Below are 21,007 nucleotides of genomic sequence, written 5' to 3' on the forward strand. Positions count from 1 at the left end.
GAAGCACGAGCCTTCGCGCGTGCCACGCATGCGGCACGCGCGAACACTCACGGAGCCAGCGGCACCGCGCGACGCGCGTCCAGGTCGAGCAGCTCGAAGTCCTCCGCGCGGCCCTCGCGCATGGCGCCGTCGGTGAACACCATCACCGCCTCACCCGCGCCCGTCACTGGCGGCGGGCCGTGCGCATAGTCCACCCGCGCCCCGTCCGTCACCAGGTGGCGCAGCACTCCATCTCGCACGGGACCGGGTGACACCAGCTCCCGCACCCGCTTGTCGCGCGTGTGGCCCACGACCTGAGTCAGCCCGAGCGGCAGCCGCCGGGGATCGAACCTGCGCCGCGGCGTTCCCCGCACGCGCTCCTCGTCCTCCGCGGCAAGGCTGGGCCGCTGGTAGAAGATGCCCACGCCCTCGCCATCCTTCGCGTTGCCCGGATGGTGCAGCCCCGGCAACACGAGCGGCCCGCCCTTCCACCCGGCCACCGCCCGGTCCATCACGCCGTTGAGCGCCTCCGCCACCGCGCGCGCATCCCCCCATCGCTCGGGCTCGAGCCCTACGACTCCCAGGTCCTCGCGAGTGACACCCGCGTGCAGCACCAGCAGCGAATCCCCGGCCGCATGCGCCACGCGGAAGCGCCGTGCGCGCAGCAGATACTCCACCCACGCGCGCTGTTCCTCGGTCCAGGTGCTGAAGTCCCGCGCCGCCAGCTCCGCCGTGGGCAATCCAGGCCAGCGCTGGAGGAAGTCGCGCTCCGCCGCCGCGTCGGTGTCGTCCCCCGCATAGACGCGGTCCGCCTCCACCTGCGCGGCGCGGAACGACGCATCGGTGAAGTCCGCCAGCTCTCCCACGCGTCCCAGGTCGTGGTTGCCCAGGAGCATCACCGCCTGGTCCGCCGGATGGGACGCGAGCCACGCCACCAGCCGGAGCGCGCTTCGGGCCACGCGCTCCCGGTCCGTCGCGGGACCCCAGTCGAAGTGGTCGCCTACGGAGACCAGGCACACGTCTGGCCGCAGCCCTCCCTCTTCGTCCAGCAGCCCGTGCAGCGACAGGATGGACAGCACCCGGTCGAAGTCCGCCTGCGGGTCTCCCATCGCCACGTGCAGCGTGCGGCGCTGGCCATCCGCCGCCAGCGCGTGTGGCCCCTTCGCCACCGCCGCGTCGGCGCGGGCCAGCGCCTTCCTCAAGAGCACGTCGTCCATCCCTCCATCCTAGTCATGCGCCGGGCAGTGCCCACCGGCCCATCAGGACTGGAAGAAGCGCGAGATGAGCGCGGAGCGGCTCTCCACCTGTGCCTTGTTCAGGAGGTGCGTGACGTGCACCTCCACCGTGCGCTCGGCGCAGCCCAGGTGCAGGGCGATGGCCTTGTTCGTCTCCCCTTGCACCACGTGCTCCAGCACCTGCGCCTCGCGCGCGGTGAGCCCCCAGCGCTGGGTCAGCACCGGCAGGCGCGAGGTCGGATCCATCGGCGGTCCGGGGTCCAGCACCAGGTAGTGGTCAGGCAGCCCCTGCGTGCGCAGTGGCCCGGAGGAGAACAGCGGCCCCGCGCCCGGGGGGCTTCGCAGACACTCGCGCACCTGCGTCGCCAGCGCCTGGGAGTCCTGCTCCCACCGCGCCTGACCCGCCTTGTTCGCGTGCATCACCCGGCCGCTGAACGTGACGACCCATGCGGGCCGCCCCAGCACCTCCAGCGCCGCGCCCAGGGCCGGCCCCAAGAGGCCCGCCTCGCGCAGCCGCCGGTCCATGGCCATCCGCCGCTGGATGGCGGGCGTCAGCGCCTGCAACAGCCGCTGCTCCCGCTCCGTGAAGGGCTCGGCCCGGAAGGCGCCCACCCAACCCAGCATCATGTCGCCTTCACACACCAGCACCCGCAGCTGCGCGAACTGCTCCAATCCCAATTGCCGGTAGAGATTGAAGGCATACCCGGCCAGCTGCGTCCGCGCGTGCTCCCACTCCGCCTCGCTCAATCCCAGCCGCTCCCACAGAGGGCCTTCTCCCTCGCCGGTGATGGGCAGGGCCCGCAGCGTCTCCGAGATTCCCAGGGGTGAGAAGCGCATCGCCCGGTTGCGCTGGGCCAGCGGCGGACGCGCGGGATCGAAGTAACCGAAGCGGCTCCCCGCCGGCGGCAGCGACGCGTCGAAGGCCTCGGAGAGGATGGAGGGCGGCTGCGGGAAGCCGACGCCGTGAACGAATGCCGTGTGATAGCGGTCTGGGCCCACGTCCACGCCGTAGGCCGCCGTCCGCTCCGCGCGCAGGGCGCTTCGGAGCGCGGCGAGGACCGTCGGCAGGGCCTCGGAGCCGGGCTCCAATCCCTCCAGCAGGCCCTCCAACTCCTGCAAGAGACGTTGGTCCTCGGAAATCAAATCAATCACGATTTTCTTACTATAGCCGTTGGGGACAATTGGAAGACTTGTGAGGTCGGGAGTGGAATCAGTGCTTCTTCCGCCTGTCCAGGTCGGAAGTGATTTCCTGCCCCCCGAGTCGTTTGGGACTCGCGTGATTTCCTCAATAGAAATGACTTTCGGCTGACGGCACCATGGCGTCACGTGCCCTTCCGGGGGGGTGGGCCGACCTAGGAGTCGAAGTATCCGCGTGTGCGCGCGCCGGGCGTTCCCCCAGGGATGTCCGGCGCGCTGCCCCTTTTGCGGCTCCTCTCCCTGCCTGTCCACCACCCCACGCGCCCGGTGCCATCATGCTCCGGACCCGAGGGGGCGCGGCGATGATGTCCGCGCCCGGAGGCACTGACATGCCGCGTGATTACGCCTACTACGCCCAGGCGCTGGAGGGACGGAGGCTGCCCCTGGCCTTCGCGGACCTGGACCTGCTGAACGAAAACGCGGCGGCGTTGGTGCGGCGCGCGGGAGGGTTGCCGGTGCGGGTGGCCACGAAGTCGGTGCGGTGCGTCGCGCTGCTGCGGCGCGTGCTCGACGGGCATCCCGGCTTCCAGGGCCTCATGTGCTTCAGCGCCGACGAGGCCGTGCACCTGCGTGAGCGCGGCTTTACCGACCTGCTCATGGGCTACCCCGTCGTGGATGCCGAGGCCCTGGCGGAGCTGTGCCGGCCGCCAGCGCCCGTGACGCTGATGGTGGACTCGGTGGAACACGTGGCGCTCGCCGCCCGCGCGGCCCGCCGGCATGGGACGCGAGCGCCGCTGTGCCTGGACGTGGACCTGTCCGTCGACCTGCCGGGCCTGCGCTTCGGGGTGCACCGCTCGCCGGTGCGCTCGCCGGAGGACGCGCTGGTGGTGGCCCGGAGCATCGCGGCGGAAGGGGACGCCGTGTTCCTCGCGGGCGTCATGGGCTACGAGGCGCAGCTCGCGGGTGTGCCGGACGCCGCGCCGCACGCGGGGCCGAAGAACGTGGTCATCCGCGCGCTCAAGCGGGGCTCGGTGGGCCGCGTGCACTCGCGCAGGCAGGCGGTGGTGGCCGCGCTGAAGGAAGCGGGGTTCGCGCCGCGCTTCGTGAACGGCGGTGGCACCGGCAGCCTGGAGTCCACGCGCGAGGACGCGAGCGTCACGGAGCTCACCGCGGGCAGCGGCCTGTACTCGCCCGCGCTCTTCGACGGCTATCGCGGCTTCCACCATCAGCCCGCGGTGGCGTTCGCCATCCCCGTCACGCGACGTCCCGGCCCGGGCCTCTTCACGCTGCAGGGGGGAGGCTTCGTGGCCTCCGGCTCGGCGGGCGTGGACAAGCTGCCCGTGCCCTACCTTCCCGAGGGCGCGAAGCTCCTCCCGCTGGAGGGTGCGGGCGAGGTACAGACGCCCATCGCGTACGCGGGGCCGGTGCCGCTGCCCCTGGGCGCGCCGGTGTTCTTCCGGCACGCGAAGGCGGGCGAGGTGTGTGAGCACTTCCGCACGCTGCTGCTCATCTCCGGCGGCCGCGTCGTGGAAGAGGTCCCGACCTACCGGGGCGAATGGGGGTGACGGCATGACGACCGAGGCGGCGAAGACGAAGACGTGGCGCAACTGGTCCGGCGGGGTGGTGGCCCATCCCTCCGGCTTCCTCCAGCCGGACTCCGTGGACGCCCTGAAGGCCGCGCTCCGCGACGCCAGCGCTCAATCGCGCACCGTGCGCGTGGTGGGCAGCGGCCACTCGTTCCCGCCGCTGTGCGCGACGGACGAGACGATGGTGTCGCTCGAAGCGCTGCGGGGCCTGGTGTCCGTGGACGACCGCACGCGCGAGGCCGTGGTGTGGGCGGGCACGAGCCTGCGCGAACTGGGGACGCTGCTCGCGTCGCACCGGCTCGCGATGGAGAACCTGGGCGACATCAACAAGCAGTCGCTGGGCGGCGCGCTGGGCACGGGCACGCACGGCACGGGCGTGGGACTGGGCATCCTCTCCACGCAGGCGGCGGAGATGACGCTCGTCACGGCGAGCGGGGACGAGGTGACGTGCTCGGAGGACACGTCGCCGGAGTTGCTCCAGGCCGCGCGGGTGTCCCTGGGCGCGCTGGGCGTGGTGACGCGGGTGCGGCTGCGCTTGCTGCCGGAGTACCGGCTGCGGCTGACGCGGCGGAACCTGGGGCTGGAGGAGTGCCTGGCGGGATTGGATGAGGCGCGGGCGCGCCACCGGCACTACGAGTTCTTCTGGTTCCCGCACTCCGACCGCGTGATGACGAAGGCGATGGACCTCACGGACGAGACCCCGCACGGGGTGGGCATGGGGCGCTGGTTCAGTGAGATGGTGATGGAGAACGCGGTCTTCGGCGCGGTGAGCCGTGCGTGCCGGATGCGGCCTGCGTGGTGCGCGCCGGTGAGCCGGCTGTCGGCGAAGCTGGCGTCGGAAGGCGTGCTGGCGGGGCAGAGCCACACGCTGTTCGCCACGCCGCGGCTCGTGCGCTTCCAGGAGATGGAATACGCCGTGCCGGTGGCGCGAGGGCCTGACTGCCTGCGCGAGCTGTCCGAATACATCACGCGCGAGCAACTGCCCGTGCACTTCCCGGTGGAGTACCGCTTCGTGCGCGGTGACGACGTGTTCCTCAGCCCGGCGCACGGCGGGGACCGCGCGTTCATCGCGGTGCATCAATACCGGGGCATGCCGCTGGAGCCCTACTTCTCCGGCGCGGAGGCCATCTTCCGCAACCACGGCGGCCGGCCGCACTGGGGCAAGCTGCACACCCAGACGGCGGAGACACTGAAACACCTGTATCCCCGCTGGGATGACTTCCAGCGCGTGCGAGAGCAACTGGACCCGGAGGGACGCTTCCTCAATCCCTATCTGAAACGTCTCTTCCTGGAGGAGGGTTCCCACCGGACCCGGGGTGAAATCGGAAGCGCGAGGCTCGCGTAAGGCGCGAAGCGCGTGACGCACCTTGGAGGCGGATTTTCGCGTCGTATCGCGTCAGACGATCCAGCAACCTCTCGATAATGCACAATCCAGCGCCCGGCATGCGGTTGGCTAGGGCACTGGCTGGCGCCAGGCCCGGTGGCGCCTTTTCGAGGGGGATGGATGCGGACGAAGTCTTCATGGAAGCGCGCGGTGACGGCGTCGATGCTGATGCTCGCCGTGGGGTGTCGCACGCCCGCCGTGGGCTTGAGGGCCGCGGGGGCGTCGGACTCGGGCAACTCGTCGGACTCGGGCGCTTCCAGCCAGGGTGACTCCAGCCAGTCGGACTCGGGCAACTCCAGCCAGGGTGACTCCAGCCAGGGCGAGTCCAGCAAGTCCGACTCGGGCAACTCCAGCGGTGGGGATTCGAGCAAGTCGGGTTCCAATGGCTCCAGCGACGAGGGCTCCAGCGAGTCGGGCTCGGGCGAGTCCAGCGACTCCGACTCGGGCAACTCCAGCCAGGGGGATTCGAGCAAGTCGGACTCGGGCGACTCCTCGGGTTCCAGCGACCACAGCTCCAGAGAAGGGGGCTCCAGCCACTCCGGTTCCAGCGAGAACAGCAACGCGGGCACCAGCGAGTCGAACCAGGTGGACCAGGGCGACGACTCGCGCACGCGCAGCGAGAGCAGCAACGGCCGCGAGAACCAGCTCCTGTCGACGGCCACGGTGGCGCTGACGGTGATGGGCCTGGGCATCATCATCTGGCAGTCGTACGCGCGCGCGGAGCGGCGCAAGGGCAAGCGCCCCTCACCGAAGGAGGTGGGGCACGCGGCCCAGGTGTACCTGCGGGCTCGCACGCACCAGCTGCGAGAGGACCTGGCGTTGGGCGCGGGCCCGACGGTGGAGGACCTGGCGCAGGCGGCGCGCATCCGCCGTGAGAACCTGGATGTCTTCGGCAAGCTGCTGCGCACGCACCGCAAGGAGCTGCTGATGACGGCGGACGCGAAGACGCTGACGCCCGAGCGCGCCCGCGCCTGGCTGGAACGCGTGGGCCAGCTGGCGCGCACCGAACCCCGGCTCGAAGAGGACCGTCAGGCCTTCCTCCAGGAACAGGAGGGTGCGACCCAAGCGGCCGAGGCCCTCCAGTGAGGCCTCGCACAGCCTGGATGGGGTTGCTCACGGTGCTGCTGTTGACCGTGAGCGCGCAGGCTCATGAGCAGTTACAGGACACACCGGCCGAGGAACCCCTGGGCCACCTCGCGGTGCCGGCGTTCTTGAAGGGGCTGTCTCCGGAAGTCGTCCTGGCCGAACGGGTCGCGGCACTGGAGGCCACGTCGGGCATCCTCCTGCGCGGTGCGGCGGCTCGGGATGCCTCGCTGGTCTCGGACGTGGAGGCGGGGCTCGCCGCCCTCCCTCCCGCGATGCGCCGTCCCCCCGGAGGCAAGTTGGAGTTCGTGCTGCATCCGGAGCCCGCGCCGCTGGGCCTGGGTGACGGCACGAAGGCCCGTCCGGACTGGTCGGAGCAGCGCGAGCAGTTCCACCTCTACCGCTACGACCCTTCCGAGGAGCGCCGAGCCACGCTGCGCCTGTCACGTCTCACCGACACGGAGGCCGAACACGTGTGGCGCCGCCGTGCCGTGGTGCACGCCGTGATGCAGCGCTGGGACGACGCGCGCGGTTGGAGCCGGCGTCCCCAGTGGCGCAGGCTGGACGGATGGCTGCTCCCCTTCGAGCGCCCGCTCACATGGAAGGAGTCCGCGAGCATCACCTACGCGGGAGCCTTCAGCCGCGCCCGGGGCCAGGTCAGCGCCTCGTTGGACCTCGTCACGTTCGCGGAGGAGCTGTTCGTCCCCGTGGAGTCCCTGCGTCCGGACGCATTGCCCGAGGATGATCAGGTGCGCTGTCAGGAGCTGTCCAAGACGCGCGCCCTGTCGGAGTTCATCTCGGAGGCGCGCCTGGGCACGCTGTCCTCGCGAGGAGACTGCCCGGCCTTCGACACGTGGGCGGAAGCGGATGCGCTCTCCCATCTGGAGGTCCTGCTCGTCGCGGCCACGGGCCGTCAGCCCCAGTCCCTCTTCGGCCACCTGCTCCTGCGCCCGGTCTGGCGCGAAGGCGCCACGGTGCAGGGCCCTGGCTTCGAGCGCGTCGTGCAGCTCGTGGCCCTCACCGGAATGGAAGAGAAGGGCCTGGGCTACCTGATGAAGGGCATGACGGGCGGCTACAGCACCGTCTTCCTCACGGGCACCCTGGGCGACGTCACCCACGAGTCGCTGGAGCTGGAGCAGCGCACCATCCGCCGCTTCCGGCTGAACCTCACGCCCGGCGAGTCCCAGCGCATGCTGGAGCGCATCTGGGAACTCGAGCGTCGCGGCTACCTGGGCTACTACTTCTTCACCGACAACTGCGCCGCCGCGCTGCTCTTCCTCCTCAATGGCTCGCTGGAGAACGGCCGTCACGTGAGCGCCCCCGGCACGCTGTGGGTCCTGCCCACGGCCACGCTGGACACGCTGGCGAAGACGAACGTCGTGGACGCGAAGGGGCACACGGTGCCGCTCCTGGAGCACGTCCCGGACGCCCTCGAATCCACGGGAGACCGCGCCCGGCGCGCGCTCGTGGAGGAGGAGCGGCTGCTCACGAAGCTGGCCTCCCTGCTTCCGTCCCCCGCGCTCGCGCCGCTGCACCACGTGCACCGCCGCCTCCAGTCCCCTGAACCCGACGTGCGCAGGCAGGCCTACGAGCTGCTGCCTCACGCCGTGACGACAGCGCTCGACGCCGCTCCTCCATCCGCGCGCGCCGAAGCCCGCGATGCCCTGCACGCCTACGTGGCGCACGTGGTGCGGGTGGAGCGCGCGGCGGTGGACCAGGCCGAAGGGGAGAAGCTCGCCATCGAACGTGAGCGCTTCGTATCCCTCGAGCTGAAGGGGCAGGGCGGCGCCGCCCAGGGCGTCAAGGACCGGCAACTCCTCTTCGAGCGCGAGGACGAAATGCAGCGCAAGCTCGCGGTGCTCGACCGCACGGCCCTGCTCCAGCAGGCCCTGGACACGGCCATCAAGCGGCCGCCCACGCCGGACGAGCTCAAGGCCCTGGTCCGCGCGGAGCACACCGAAGCCGCCTTCGCCGCGGCCACCGAGGCGCAGGGCGAGCTCAACGACGGACCGCTCGCGGATGTGGATCCGCGGGCCTTCCTCGCGAAGGACCATGAACAGAAGGTGGAGCTCGAGACCACCTGGGCCCGGGGCGCGCTGCGCGAATCCGGCGCGGCCCGCACGGTGGTCAGCGGCGGCGTGGACTTCCCGGAGGTGGGCGCCGCGCGGCCGGTGGTGAGCCTGCGCACCTCCGCGATGAACGAGGCCCTGGGCGACGCGCGCCTGCACGGCTTCCAGTCCAGCAGCGAGCTGCGCGTGCTGGACGGCGAGCTGTCGGTGGAGCCGCGCTGGGGCGTACCGCGCATCCTCGGCTCGCGGCTGACGCTGGTGGGCTACCGCACGCTGCTGCCCGAACTGCCCCAGCAACAACGGTCGTTCTCCGACTCATTGGGCTGGGGCGCGGAAGCGAAGATGTCCACGGACATCGACCGTCCGCTGCCCTACCGCGCGACGGTGGAGGCGGAGGCGCTGGGCGTGGTGGCGGCCTCGGAGCGCTTCGACACCTTCCTCGCGTTGGGTTTGGGCGCCCAGGCCACGATGGCCTGGAGCCCCCGGGAGACGGTCCCCACAGTGGGGCCCCGTCTGTCATTGTCCCATCGCATGGGCCTGCCCGGCCCGGGCAACAGCGCCCTGCGCCTGGAGGCCACGTACGTGCCGTCGTGGCGCACGGGCATCACGCCGGGCTTCACGCACGAGGCGGACGCGACGCTCCAGGTGGAGTGGTACCTGGGGCGCATCTCCCGGTGGAGCGTGCTGCTCACTCCCCGCGCACAGGTCCACTGGGAGGGGACACTCGCGTCGTGGGCAGGTCCCGGGAGAAGTCTCGCGAGCCTTCCGGAAGGGCTGGCGCGACATCGCCTTGCGCTAGGAGTGGAGGTCCGCTGACGTACTGCGAGCGGAAGATGGGGACCTCACCGGTCCACACCGGACGGCTGGAGGCGCCGCAGAGGGCCCCGATGAACAGGCCGATGACGTGCAGCATCGTCCAGTTCCACCAGCCCAGGCCGTAGAAGACGCGCACGGAGCCCACGCTGAAGACGTTGAAGGCCACGAAGAACGCGGCGGGCACCACCACCGAAGCGACGAGCGCGGCGGCCAGCGCTCGGCGGGGGCGTCCCGCGTGGAAGCCGCCGAACGTGCCGGCCAGCAGGCCGTTGAACAACGGAATGAAGAACGTGACGGCGCTGATGAGCACCATCGTCAGCACGCTCACGTCGAACCGGTTGTGCTTCCAGACGACGCGGCTCTCCTCCACGCGCGTGTCGGGCGGGAGGGTCGCGTACTCGGACCGCCCGTTCTCCATCTCGAAGCGGCGCTCCGGAAGCGCGACGCGTCCGGATTCCTCCGTATAGGTCTCATCCATGGAGCTTGTCCTCCGTGCGGGCGGGGGAAGAACGTGCCCGGACACCTTGGGAGATGGTGCTGGAAGCGGGCGGGTGGAAGGGCTGACGGCTCCACCGGTCCTCGGGGAGGAAGGCGCATGCCGTGCCTGCCCGCCGGGAATTTCCCGACCCGGCGTGGGGGCGGATGCCGCACACGGGGGCTGTAACGCACCGGAGACTTGGCGTCCGGTGGCTGGCGGCTATGCTGCCGCGCCTCTGCCGTACCGCTTCCCAGCCTGGATGGATTCCATGAGCCTTCGCCGCAACCTGCTGACCATCGCCGTCCTCTCCTCCGCGCTGCTGTCCGCCTGCGCGCTGCGCCCGCGCTACAACGAAGTCATCCAGGCGAACGGCGCCACCGAACTCCAGGCGGGCCAGCTCGTGGTGCTGCGCGTGACGGACGCCGCGACGGGCCAGCCGGTGAAGGGCGCCAAGATTCTCGGTGGCGAGTACCGCAACCACATCAACGCGACCACCGACGAGAACGGCGAGTTCTCCCTCCAGCTCGACCCGGGCCTGGTGAAGGAGAACCCGCTCGTGGAGGTCGTGCTGCCCAAGGGCGTGGCCCGCTACAAGCTCCAGGTGGTGCCCTCCGGTCAGGCCCCGGCCCCCGAAGGCGCGCCCATCGCCCCCCCGGCCGAGTCCGCCGTGGAGCCGTCCACCACGCCCGCGACGCCCGGCGCTCCGTCCGAGACCGCGGCCCCGGCGGCCTCCGAAACGGCGAAGTAGGTCCGGTTCGTCAGGTGAACCAGCGAATCAGGCGCCTGCCCTGCAAGCGCCTGAACGCACCCAGCCGCCGCTGGAAGTCCTCGCCGATGGTGACGAAGCGCACGCCGCAGCGTCCCCGCGTGCGCTCCCCGGCGGAACGGCGGGACCACATCACCTGGGCCTGGAAGGGGACCTCCTCGTCCCCCAGCAGCAACGCGCCTTCGACGAGATCGCCCGCCTTCATCGGCTGGAGCATCTCCGCGCAGAAGCCGCTCTCCGACACATCCCGCGTGTAGAGCGGCAGCATGCCGCGCAGACGGACGGCCAGGCGATGCTCGAAGCGAGGCACGGCTCGGGGGAGGTGCATGCCCTCGAATCCTGGCGGATTCCGTCTCAGTAGTAAAATTGCGCCAATAGAAAGCGGGCGAGCAGGCGGACCCGGCGTGCAAAGCCCGGGATTCGTTGAGAAATCTCCTGGAAGGAGGAAGCGGGCCATGTCGAAGGCATTCACCAAGGAAGACGGGGGCGGCGACGAGGGGCTCACCCCCGCGCGTCCACGGTCGACGTCGGCGGAGCAGCGCTACATCACGCCGGAGGGCTACCGCGCGCTCCAGGAGGAGCTGCTGGAGTCGCAGGGCCCCGCTCCTCAGGACTGGCCGGAACTGGAAGCGGGAGTGCGCAAGCGCGAACGGGAGCGACGGGCGCGCGAGCTCACCGCCATCCTGGAGGACGTGCGGGTGGTGGAGCCGGATCCATCGCAGGCGGGCCGCGTCTTCTTCGGCGCGTGGGTGGTGCTGGAGGACGAGGACGGCGCGCGCATGCGCTATCGCATCGTCGGTCCGGATGAAGCGGACGTGAAGGCGGGGCGGCTGAGCGTGGAGTCCCCGCTGGCGCGCGCGCTCCTGGGCAAGGAGGCCGGCGAGGCCGTGCAGGTGGAGCGTCCGCGCGGCACGGTGGAGTACGAAATCCTCGCGGTGGAGTACGCGGAGTCCGAAGCGGCCACTGCCGCGCCGTGATTCAGCGCTTCGTGGCGATGACGGTGACGAGCCGGCCAAAGGGCTCCGGCATGTCGCCCTCGCGCACCTCCACGTCGAACCCCGCCGCCTCCAGCAGCGCGCGGGCGCGGGGCACGAGGAACGTCAGGTAGTACATGACGAACGGCGGCTTCCAGAGCGCATTGCGCACGCGCATGGCGGCGTTGAAGCCCTTCGCCACCCAGTAGCCGGGGTTGAGCGCGGACGGCGGCCGAGCGGTGACGAAGACGAAGCGGCCGCCGGGTTTCAGCGCCCGCGCGATGCCCTCGACGAGGCGCGGCTCGTCCTCCTCCAGGATGTGCCCGAAGGCGCCGAAGCTGGTGATGAGGTCGAACGCCGCGTCGAAGGGCAGCGCCAGCGCATCGCCCCGGACGAAGTCGAGCGCAGCGCTGCCCGGGGCATCCGTGAGCCTGCGCCGCGCTTCATCCAGCATGCCCTGGCTCAGGTCGAACCCGACGACGCGCTCACGGCACAGCGGGCGCAGCACGCGCATCGCGGCGCCGGTGCCGCAGCACACGTCCAGCGCGCTGCCCACGCTGCCTTCGGGCCCTATGTGCGCGAGCGCGGCCTTGAGCACCGGATCCGGCGTGCGGAAAGGCGTGTGCTCGAACTTGGGCGCGAGCAGGTCGTAGCCCTGCTCGACGGAGGTGAGGGCCTGCCGTGCAAGCTCGCGGAAGGTGGGGCCGTCGCGGTGGAACATGGGACGAGGTGTACCCACATCCCCCCTGTCCCGCCACCGGGGTTGAGAGGGACTCGATGGGATTTGAATGTTCCGGCGAGGGCCCCGTCAGTCAGGACAAGCAACTCGGACGGAGGATGGAAGACATGGCTTTCAAGCTCGGACTCGCGACCCTGGCCTTCGGTGCAATGCTGCTCGGTTCCTCCACGTCGTTCGCGGCGGACTGGCGCGGCCCGACCCGGGCGGATGCGCAGTGGGGCGGCCAGCAGCGGTACAACGGCGGCTGGGATTCCGCGCCGCAGGGCCAGGCGTTCCGCTACGACAATGACGACGCGAAGACGCGCCGCTTCATGGGCTGCCGCGGCCCGAACTGCAACCAGGGCCCCATGCCGCGCCCGGTGGACTCGCGCGGCCGCTACGAGCTGCAGACGGTGGAGCGCTGGGTGCCGGCGCGCTACGAGCAGGTCTGGGTCCCCGAGCAGTGCGTGTCCCGTGGCCGCCGCGGCCGCCACGTGAGCTGCTCGCCGGGCTACTACGACCAGCGCTATGTGGCGGGCGGCTACCAGGCGGTGACGGAGTGGGTCTGGGTGCCGTACGGCGGGCGCCGCTGGCAGACGGTGGTCTACTACCCGTAGCCAACACGAGGAGACGAGACGGGACGGACGACGCAAAGGGGAAGCAGGGGAACAACGCGGGGCGGCACCTGGTGTGGGGACTCCAGGTGTCGCCCCGCGGTGTTTTTTCGCGGGCGGGCCTGTTAGGCAGGGCCCGCATATGGGGACCGCATTCATCACGGGCGCGGGCGTGCGCATCGGCAGCGCGGTGGCGCGGGCACTCGGCCGCGCCGGCTACGACCTGGCGCTTCACGCGAACCGCTCCATGGAGCCGCTGGAAGCACTGGCGCAAGAGCTGCGGGAGCTGGGCCGCGGCGTCACGCTGTACAGCGGCGACCTCTCCGACGCGCAGGCCGTGGACGCGCTGGGCGCTCGGGTCCGGCAGGCGCATCCCGCGCTGGACGTGGTCGTCCACAACGCGGGGCTCTACGAACGCGTGGACTTCGAAGCCGTGACGCGCGAGCAGTACCGCCGCATGCTCGCGGTGAACGTGGACGCGCCCTTCTTCCTCACGCAGGCGCTGCTGCCGTCGCTGCGCGCGGGGAAGGACCCGCTGGTGGTGCACCTCACGGACATCGGTGGGGAGCGGGCGGTGAGCCACTATTCGCACTATTCGGTGAGCAAGGCAGGGCTCGTGATGCTGACGCGAGCGTTGGCGGTGGAGCTGGCGCCGCACGTGCGCGTCAACGCCATCTCGCCGGGCGTGGTGGCCTTCCCGGAGCACTTCGACGAAGCGGCGCGGAAGGAAGTGCTCGACCGCGTGCCCATGGGCCGCGAGGGCAGCGTGGAGGACGTGGCGCGCACGGTGGTGTTCCTCGCGCGCGAGGCGCCGTACCTCACCGGGCAGGTCATCGCCGTGGATGGCGGAAGGAGCGCGCAGCTGTGAGCCATGAACCCGTGTGGATGCACCCCGTGGTCACCGACGCGCAGGGCCGTCCGCTGGACGTGATGGAGCTGCGTGGGCTCACGGTGGACGTCATCGTGGGCCTCTACAACCGCGAGCGCGTGACGCCGCAGCCCCTGCGGCTGGACGTGGCGCTCTTCCTGGACGCGAGGCAGGCGGCGGTGGGCGGGAGGCTGGCGAACACCGTGCACTACGGGCGCCTGGCCGGCGAGCTGCGCTTCCTCCTGGATGCGTGCCGCTTCGAGCTGTTGGAGTCCGCGGCGGAGGCGGTGTGCCGCTATCTCCTGGCGCCGCCCACGGACGCCGCGCCGCACGCGCTGCTGCACGCGGCCACGGTGCGGGTCACCAAGCCAGAGGCGCTGACGGGGTGGGCCATCCCGTCGCTCCAGGTGCACCGCACCGCGGAGGAGATGGTGTACCGGACGGAGGCGAAGCCCTTCGGTCACGTGGACGTCATCCACGAAGGAGCGACCTATGGGGTGTACCGGCTGCGGGTGGATCCGGGAGGGAGCATCCCGCCGCGCGCGGACGGCCACACGGAAGGAATGGAGCTGGTGCTGGGCGCGGGGCTGGTGCTGCAGGGGCAGCCGGTGGGGCGGGGGATGGCGTTCAGCGGACCGGAGGTCTTCGGGCACGGCTACGACAACCCGACGGCGACCGAGCAGACAGTGCTGGGAGTGTACCGGCCGCGCCTGGTGCTCTCCGAGGGGGGCGCTTCCGGAGAGGCCGCGCCGGTAGGGGCGGGCACGCTGTACTACCTGCCCGAATAGGCCCCGGGCGTCCAAGCGACGGGGGCGGGAGGGTATGCTAGCTGTAGAGGCGCCTCGTTCTTGAAGGACGCAACGGATGATCCTGGACCGGCGGATTCAGCTTTTCGTGGTGCTCGCGGGGCTGTTCATCACCTCGCTGGTGGTGGGCGACATCATCGGGGTGAAGCTGTTCGAGGTGCACCTGGGCCCGGTGGTGGCGGTGATGTCGGTGGGGATGTTGCCGTTCCCGGTGACGTTCCTGCTGACGGACATCCTCAACGAGTTCTACGGCAAGAAGGTCGCGCGGTTCGTGACGTGGGTGGGCTTTGTCATGGCCATCTTCACGTTCGTGATTGTCGCGCTGGCGGGCCAGATTCCGTGGGCGCCAATGACGGAGGCCAAGGACTACAGCGGCACGGTGGCGTCGTCGTTCAACAACGTCTTCGGCGGTTCGCAGCGCATCCTGGCGGCGTCGATGGTGGCGTACCTGGTGGCGCAGTTCCTGGACATCTCGGTGTTCAACCTGCTCAAGCGGGTGACGAACAACCGGATGCTGTGGCTGCGGGCCACGGGCTCCACGGTGGTGTCGCAGCTCATCGACACGGTGGTGGTGCAGTTCATCGCCTGGACGGGCGTGCTGCCACGGGAGGTCATCTTCCGGATCATCTTCACCTCGTACGCGGTGAAGCTGCTGGTGGCCATTGGCCTGACGCCGCTCGTCTACCTGGGGCACGCGCTGGTGGAGCGCAAGCTGGGCATCGCGCCAGTGGTGCTGGGCGAGGACGGTGAGCCGGTGAACCTCGTCAGCACCAAGGCCGAGCCCCCGTCCGCGGCCGCGGCCTGAACGCAGTAGACTGCGGGGGAGGAGGGTGCTCCCATGCAGTTCACGCTCACGGATCTTTATTATCCACCGCCGACCACGGTGGGTTTCTCCTACGTGCTCTGGCTCTCGCCGGTGGTGGTGTTCCTGCTGCTGCGATGGTTGCGGCGCGGAGCCCGCGACGGCCATGACGTCCTGGGCCTGATGGCACCGTCGTCCCGGAGCTCCGTCTCGGCCTTGCGTGACCTCCTGACGTGGGGCTGCGTGGCGGTGGCTCTCATCGGACCACTGCTGCTCGGCATGGCGATCCTCATCAGCGAGGCCATGCTGGTGGAGCCTGTCGCGCGGGAGGGGGATGGCATCGACCCCACCCACTGGAAGTGGTTCGCCGCGATGACGCTGCTGTTCGTCCTCGTGCGCATGAAGTGGCTGCGGAGTGCTTCGTCCCGTGAGGACGTGCTCCACATCGCCTGAACGAACAGAGGGGCAGGGCTCGAAGCAGGAGCCCTGCTCACACCGTGTTTCAGCGCGCGTTCGACGCCGGGTGCTTGAGCACCTGCATCGTGCCTCGCGTGACGCCGAACTGCTCGTGCACCGCGGCGCGCTTCACCGCCTCCGCGGGCGACAGCCGGCCCGCGAGCAGCTCCTGATACGCGCCCAGCACTCGCGTGGCCTCCTCGCGCGTCTCGCGCACGAACTCCACGCGGAAGCGTCGCACGCCGCGCTCCAGCAGCCGGGGCACCAGCGACGCCGCGCTCTGCGCCTGCGCGTTGAAGACCGTGTTGCGGCACCCCACGTCCACAATGACCGGATGCTCCAATCCCAACCGGTCCTTCAACGCAATGGCGTGCTTCTCACACGGCCGCCCGCAGGTCTTGTAGTCGCGCCCATTGGACAGCGTGTGTGAATACACGCAGTGCTCCGTGTGGAACGTCGCGATGTGGTGATGCAGCGCCACCGCGAACCGGTGCGCCGGTGCCTGCTCCAGCAGCGCGAAGAGCTGCTCCGAATCCAGGTCGTGCGACACCGTCAGCGTGTCCAGCCCCAGGCTCAACAGGCGCGCCGCCGTCAGCGAATTCGTGACGTTCAGCGAGAAGTCCCCGTGCAGCACCGGCCGCGACGCCCCCGCCGGCTGCTCCAGGAAGTGCATCATCGCGCCCCAGTGGCGCACCAGCACCGCGTCCGGGCGCAGCCGGTCCAGGCGCGTGTCGTAGCCCTCCTCGCCGGGCTTCTGCACGCGCACCGTGGCGATGGTGACGCGCAGCCCCGCCGCGCGAGCCCGCTCCACTGCCTTCTGGAGCCCCACCATCTCCATCCAATCCAACTCCACCTCGCGCAGGCCCGCGGCGATGACCGCCTCCAGCTGCGCGTCGTCGCGGCACAGCGGCAGCAACCGGGGTGCATCCTCCGCCGGTCGCGAAGCCACCTTCCCCAGCAGGTCCTGACGCACGCCGGCCTCCACCGCCTCCGTGCTCACGGTCCGCGCGGGGCCACGCTCGACGTCAGCCGTCAGCTCCGCCACCAGCTGTCGCCGCAGCGCCTTCAGCTCCGACACCGGCAGGTGCAGCCCCGGCGCCAATCCAGACGCATCCAGCTCCGCCAGGTGGAACGAAGTGCCGCCCAGCGCGGCCAGCTTGTCCTTGAGCAGCGCCGCGTCCACGCCCGCGCCCCTCGACGGCGCGAGGACCGTCGTACCCACCGCCTCACGCGTGAACCGCCCGGTGCTCATCCGCACGCGCAGCGGCGTGCCCTCCGCGCCGGACACCACCAGTGACAGCGGGATGCGGCCCTCGGGCTCACCCTCCGCCAGCAGATCTCCCGTGCGCCGAGCGAGCGCCGGATCGCTGTTCAGCCACACACGCTGCCCCGGCGCCACGCGGCCCAGATCCGGACCCGGGTGGCCGAAGCCCAGCACCCACGCGTCGCCCTCGCGCTCCACGCGGAAGATGGGGCCGCCCGGCTCGTGCTTGTCCTCCGGCGCTCCCGCGTCGAACACCACGCCCATGCCCGGTCGAGGATCCACGTCCGCGGGGTCGGGCTCGCCCATGAGCGGCGCGGACACGTTGCCCGCCGGGGCCTCCGGGCGCTCGTCGCCAAGACCCAGTGCGCCCGTCCACGGCCGGTCGTCCGGCACCACGAGCACGTCCTTGCCAGACACCGCATGCACCCGGCCCAGGTACAGCCCGCGGTGCTTCGGGAAGCGTCCCTCCACCAGCGTCTGGTGGTCGGAGCCCGCCAGGAAGCCGTGAGAGAACCCACGGCTGTACGACAGCGACATCTCCGCCAGGTCCTTCGCCAGCCGCGCGCTGTCGGGCTTGCCCGCCATCACGCCGTCCAACCAGCGGCGATAACCCTGCACCGTGCTGGAGACGTATGCCGGACCCTTGAGCCGGCCTTCAATCTTCAGGCTGTGCACGCCGATGTCCGCCAGCTCCGGCACCGCGCGCACGCCCGCCAGGTCCTTGGGGCTGAGCAGGTACTTCACCTCGCCCAGGTCGCGCGTCTCGCCGTCCACCACCAGGTCGTACGGCAGCCGGCACGATTGCGCGCACTGGCCCCGGTTCGCGGACCGTCCGCCCCACGCTTCGCTCGTGAGGCATTGACCGCTCCACGACATGCAGAGCGCGCCGTGGATGAAGACCTCCAGCTCGATGTCCGTCTGCGACGCCAGCCGGCGGATCTCCGCCACCGACAGCTCGCGCGGCACCACCATGCGCGTGAAACCCAGGCCCGTGGCGAACCGCGCCCCTTCCGCGCTGGACAGCGTCATCTGCGTGGAGGCGTGCAGCTCCAGCTGCGGGCAGATGGCTCGCGCCAGCAGCGCCACCGCCGGGTCCTGCACGATGAGCGCGTCCACCCCAGCCTTCGCCACGCCGCGCAGCAGGTGCTCCACCACCGGCAGCTCCGGCTCGAACACCAGCGTGTTCAGCGTCACGTAGGCGCGCGCGCCGGCCCGGTGGATGAGCCCCACCGTCTCAGCCAACCGCTCGAGCGAGAAGTTCTCCGCACGGGCTCGCGCGTTGAAGCCTTCATCGAGCCCGAAGTAGACGGCGTCAGCGCCACTGGCCAGGGCGGCACGCAACGACTCCAGGTCACCAGCGGGGGCGAGGATTTCGGGGCGTCGGGGAGACATGACTCCTACCTAGCACGCCCGTTCCCGCCGCTCCCCTCTTGCGACCTGTCCACTCCACCCCGGACGGGCACCCGTTTGAGGGGAGGGATGCCATCCCATGCGAGGCACGGGGATGTTGTTCGTGGAGAACGGACAGGGGCGTGAGCGCCCTCGTGCCGGGTTGCGGACCGTGGATGGAGTCCCCACCCTTTGATGCAGGAGGTCGTGATGCTCGAGGTCGTCGTCTACATGAAGCGCACCTGCCCCTATTCGCGGCAGGCCATGGACCTGCTCAACGAGAAGGGCTGCGAGTTCCAGAAGGTCGACGTCGCCGCGGACGAAGAGCGTCACAAGGAGATGCTGCGGCGCTGCGGCCGTCAGACCGTGCCGCAGATCTTCATCGCGGGCCGCCACGTCGGTGGCTGCGATGACCTGTACGACCTGGAGGCACGCGGGGAACTGGACGCGCTCCTCGGTCGGAAGGCCCAGGACTCCACCTCACCCTGAAGCCGTCCTCCGCCGTCGCGTCCGGGTCGTGTTCCTCCTGCCGGGGGACACGGCCTGCGTGTTTCCCGGGCGCTCGCGTCGCCCCTCCGGGCAGTGGCTGGGACGGGGCCGGCGGCGGAACTTGTCGCGCTCTTGGGACGGGGCCTCGCGGTAGGAGCCTTGAAGCCCGTCCTGCGCGCGGTGCCCACCCTCCGGCACATCCGCGGGCCCCTGTCGCCAGGCCCAACCGCGTGGATTCACATTCCTGCTCGTCTGCCCTGCGACCGGGCGGCGGTGATGCCCACGGCTGACGGGGAATGCCCGGCACGCATGTTCCCGTTGCCCGCCGACCCCGCGAGCGCACCCCGCGCCGTGAACCCCTACGAGGAGTCCACATGCGCTTCCGCCAGACCCTGACGACCATCGTCTGTGCCACCGGGATGCTCGCGGGCACCGTCGGCTGTACCGGCAAGGTCGAGCCCGCGCCCGCGACAGCCACACCTCCGGGCACATCCGGTCCACCCATCATCACTCCGCCTGGGCGGCCCCAGACTCCGGCCGACGCGGGCACATCCCCTGACGAGGACGGAGGCGTCGCCACGGACGGCGGCACCCCCCCCACGGATCCAGTGGACCCACCGCCCACGGAGGAGCCCCAGGAGCCCGAACCACCGCCGCCCGCCGAGCCGCAATACACGCGCGTGCTCTGGGTCTCTCCCAGCGGCAATGACTCCGCTGCGGGCACGGAAGCGCTGCCCCTGCGCACGGTGGCGCGAGCCCTGTCCCTGGTGAAGCCCGGCGAGGCGGTGTTCCTCAAGTCCGGCACCTGGCGCGAACACGTGCCGCTGACGGAGCGGCAGGGCACGGCGGACAAGCCGCTGACGCTGAGGGCCGCACCGGGCGCCACGGCCATCCTCAAGGGCGGCTCCATTGGCGAGACGGCGCTGGTGGACGTGAGCGGGGCGTACTGGAACATCCAGGGGCTCACGGTGGACGTGGGCGGCGAGTCCACCTTCGCGGTGATGTGGCGTGGCGCGGGCGCGCACCACGGCGTGCTCCGGGACAGCATCCTGAAGAACGGCACGGAGGGCGCGGGCGTCTACGTGACGGAGAAGGCGCACGACGTCCTCATCGAGGACAACGACATCTCCCACTTCGACAAGGGCGACGTGGACAGCCACGGCGTCTGTGTGCAGACCTCCGCGAGCAACGTGGTGGTGCGCGGCAATGACATCCACCACAACTCCGGCGACGGGGTGCAGTGCCTGGGGCCGGAGGGTGGCGCCACCCATCCAGGCACGCCGTTCGACAACCTGCTCGTGGAGGACAACCAGCTCCACGACAATCGGGAGAACGGCGCGGACATCAAGACGTGCACCCGCGTCACGCTGCGCGGCAACACCATCTACAACCACCGTGAGGTGTCCACCTCCGCGGGCGAGGGCATCATCGTCCACATGTCCCCGTCCGACGTCACGCTGGAGGACAACGTCTTCTACGCCAACGCGCGCGCCATCCAGATTGGCGGCAACCGCGAGGGCGCGCCCCCCACGCGCGTCATCCTTCGCCGCAACCTCATCCACGACGGCCTGGGCGAGGCGGACGGAGAAGAAGGCACCGGCATCCGCATCGACGCGTCCGTGGACGTGAAGGTGCAGCACAACACCGTGTGGAACCTGAGCGGCGCGTGCCTCATCTTCGGCACGGGCTCCAACGGCGCGAGCCAGGGCCTGGATGTGCGCAACAACATCTTCGCCGGCTGTGGCATTGCCGCTCGCGGCGGCGCGGGCCGGAGCGGCGCGGTGGTGGACGGCAACCTGTACTTCCGGAGCAGTGGCGCGGCGGTGTTCAACCTGGAGGGTGCCACCCTGGGCCTGGCGGACTGGCGCACGAAGGCCGGCCTGGACAAGCGCTCCCAGGAGCGCGCGCCCGGCTTCGTGGACACGGGCTCGGACGACTACCAGCTCTCCACGCAGTCCCCCGCGCGCGAAGCGGGCCTGTCCCTGGGCCTGCCCTTCTGCGGCTCGGCGCCGGACCAGGGTGCCTTCGAGTCAGGCTGCCCCTGACCCCGGGGGTTGTGTAGACTCTGGGGCCCCTCGCTCCGGAGTCCAGCGC

Annotated in this window: 18 protein-coding genes; 13 read left to right on the top strand and 5 right to left on the bottom strand. The window is 70.7% G+C overall.

All coding sequences use genetic code 11. The features are described from left to right. Window positions 1-47 precede the first annotated feature (47 nt). Together D7V77_RS03425 and D7V77_RS03430 are read right to left on the bottom strand one after the other, a co-directional pair. A complete protein-coding gene (locus tag D7V77_RS03425; RefSeq protein ID WP_120574823.1) occupies window positions 48-1,196 on the bottom strand; it encodes a metallophosphoesterase in 1,149 nt (382 codons plus the stop codon). Between the two features lie 42 nt (window positions 1,197-1,238). Beyond that, on the bottom strand, window positions 1,239-2,366 hold the full coding sequence (locus D7V77_RS03430) for a LuxR family transcriptional regulator (protein ID WP_120574824.1): 1,128 nt from the start codon (window positions 2,364-2,366) through the stop codon (window positions 1,239-1,241). Window positions 2,367-2,740: 374 nt separating this feature from the next. On the opposite strand from D7V77_RS03430, the gene D7V77_RS03435 reads away from it, so the two are divergent. The 5 genes from D7V77_RS03435 (at window position 2,741) to D7V77_RS03460 (ending at window position 10,515) form a co-directional block, all read left to right on the top strand. Continuing rightward, the gene (locus D7V77_RS03435; protein ID WP_120574825.1) at window positions 2,741-3,916 is read left to right on the top strand and encodes an amino acid deaminase/aldolase; all 1,176 of its coding nucleotides are present in this window, start codon (window positions 2,741-2,743) and stop codon (window positions 3,914-3,916) included. Window positions 3,917-3,920: 4 nt separating this feature from the next. Next, window positions 3,921-5,282 (top strand): D-arabinono-1,4-lactone oxidase, encoded by a 1,362-nt coding sequence (locus tag D7V77_RS03440; RefSeq protein ID WP_120574826.1) that lies wholly within the window; start codon window positions 3,921-3,923, stop codon window positions 5,280-5,282. Between the two features lie 159 nt (window positions 5,283-5,441). Next, a complete protein-coding gene (locus D7V77_RS44550) occupies window positions 5,442-6,407 on the top strand; it encodes a hypothetical protein (RefSeq protein ID WP_233596659.1) in 966 nt (321 codons plus the stop codon). Continuing rightward, window positions 6,404-9,289 carry a DUF4105 domain-containing protein gene (locus D7V77_RS03450; protein ID WP_120574827.1) on the top strand — a complete coding sequence of 962 codons (2,886 nt, stop codon included), beginning with the start codon at window positions 6,404-6,406 and terminating at the stop codon, window positions 9,287-9,289. The genes D7V77_RS44550 and D7V77_RS03450 overlap by 4 nt, the downstream gene beginning before the upstream one ends. 746 nt (window positions 9,290-10,035) lie before the next feature. Beyond that, window positions 10,036-10,515, top strand: a complete 480-nt coding sequence (locus D7V77_RS03460; RefSeq protein ID WP_120574829.1) for a hypothetical protein — start codon at window positions 10,036-10,038, stop codon at window positions 10,513-10,515. 10 nt (window positions 10,516-10,525) lie between these two features. Here D7V77_RS03460 and D7V77_RS03465 read toward each other — a convergent pair whose 3' ends face one another. Then, window positions 10,526-10,861 (bottom strand): PilZ domain-containing protein, encoded by a 336-nt coding sequence (locus tag D7V77_RS03465; RefSeq protein ID WP_139919482.1) that lies wholly within the window; start codon window positions 10,859-10,861, stop codon window positions 10,526-10,528. A 127-nt stretch (window positions 10,862-10,988) separates the two neighbouring features. Between D7V77_RS03465 and D7V77_RS03470 the strand changes: the two genes are divergently transcribed. Then, complete coding sequence (locus tag D7V77_RS03470) at window positions 10,989-11,510, top strand: GreA/GreB family elongation factor (protein ID WP_120574831.1); 522 nt, start codon at window positions 10,989-10,991, stop codon at window positions 11,508-11,510. A gap of 1 nt (window position 11,511) precedes the next feature. On the opposite strand, the gene D7V77_RS03475 is transcribed toward D7V77_RS03470, so the two are convergent. Beyond that, entirely contained in the window at window positions 11,512-12,228 is a 717-nt protein-coding gene (locus tag D7V77_RS03475) for a class I SAM-dependent methyltransferase (protein WP_120574832.1), read from the bottom strand. 125 nt (window positions 12,229-12,353) lie between these two features. Between D7V77_RS03475 and D7V77_RS03480 the strand changes: the two genes are divergently transcribed. From D7V77_RS03480 to D7V77_RS03500, 5 genes are all read left to right on the top strand, one after another. Next, window positions 12,354-12,842, top strand: coding sequence for a hypothetical protein (locus D7V77_RS03480; protein ID WP_172817673.1), 489 nt, complete (start codon window positions 12,354-12,356; stop codon window positions 12,840-12,842). Window positions 12,843-12,981: 139 nt separating this feature from the next. After that, window positions 12,982-13,707: an SDR family oxidoreductase gene (locus tag D7V77_RS03485; protein ID WP_120574833.1), complete on the top strand. Its 726-nt coding sequence runs from the start codon at window positions 12,982-12,984 to the stop codon at window positions 13,705-13,707. Beyond that, a complete protein-coding gene (locus D7V77_RS03490; protein WP_233596660.1) occupies window positions 13,704-14,495 on the top strand; it encodes a dihydroneopterin aldolase in 792 nt (263 codons plus the stop codon). Before D7V77_RS03485 ends, D7V77_RS03490 begins: the two co-directional genes overlap by 4 nt. A 76-nt stretch (window positions 14,496-14,571) precedes the next feature. Continuing rightward, window positions 14,572-15,318, top strand: coding sequence for a queuosine precursor transporter (locus tag D7V77_RS03495; protein ID WP_120574835.1), 747 nt, complete (start codon window positions 14,572-14,574; stop codon window positions 15,316-15,318). 33 nt (window positions 15,319-15,351) lie between these two features. After that, window positions 15,352-15,768: a hypothetical protein gene (locus D7V77_RS03500; protein ID WP_120574836.1), complete on the top strand. Its 417-nt coding sequence runs from the start codon at window positions 15,352-15,354 to the stop codon at window positions 15,766-15,768. Between the two features lie 49 nt (window positions 15,769-15,817). Here the strand turns inward: D7V77_RS03500 and D7V77_RS03505 are convergent, their stop codons facing one another. After that, window positions 15,818-18,427 (bottom strand): U32 family peptidase, encoded by a 2,610-nt coding sequence (locus tag D7V77_RS03505; protein ID WP_120574837.1) that lies wholly within the window; start codon window positions 18,425-18,427, stop codon window positions 15,818-15,820. 207 nt (window positions 18,428-18,634) lie between these two features. Between D7V77_RS03505 and grxC the strand changes: the two genes are divergently transcribed. Next, window positions 18,635-18,913: a glutaredoxin 3 gene (gene grxC, locus D7V77_RS03510; RefSeq protein WP_120574855.1), complete on the top strand. Its 279-nt coding sequence runs from the start codon at window positions 18,635-18,637 to the stop codon at window positions 18,911-18,913. A gap of 374 nt (window positions 18,914-19,287) precedes the next feature. Then, the gene (locus tag D7V77_RS03515; RefSeq protein WP_120574838.1) at window positions 19,288-20,958 is read left to right on the top strand and encodes a nitrous oxide reductase family maturation protein NosD; all 1,671 of its coding nucleotides are present in this window, start codon (window positions 19,288-19,290) and stop codon (window positions 20,956-20,958) included. Window positions 20,959-21,007: the final 49 nt, after the last annotated feature.

Origin of the sequence: Corallococcus sp. CA041A (genome assembly GCF_003612075.1) — a bacterium.
Lineage (GTDB): Bacteria > Myxococcota > Myxococcia > Myxococcales > Myxococcaceae > Corallococcus > Corallococcus exiguus.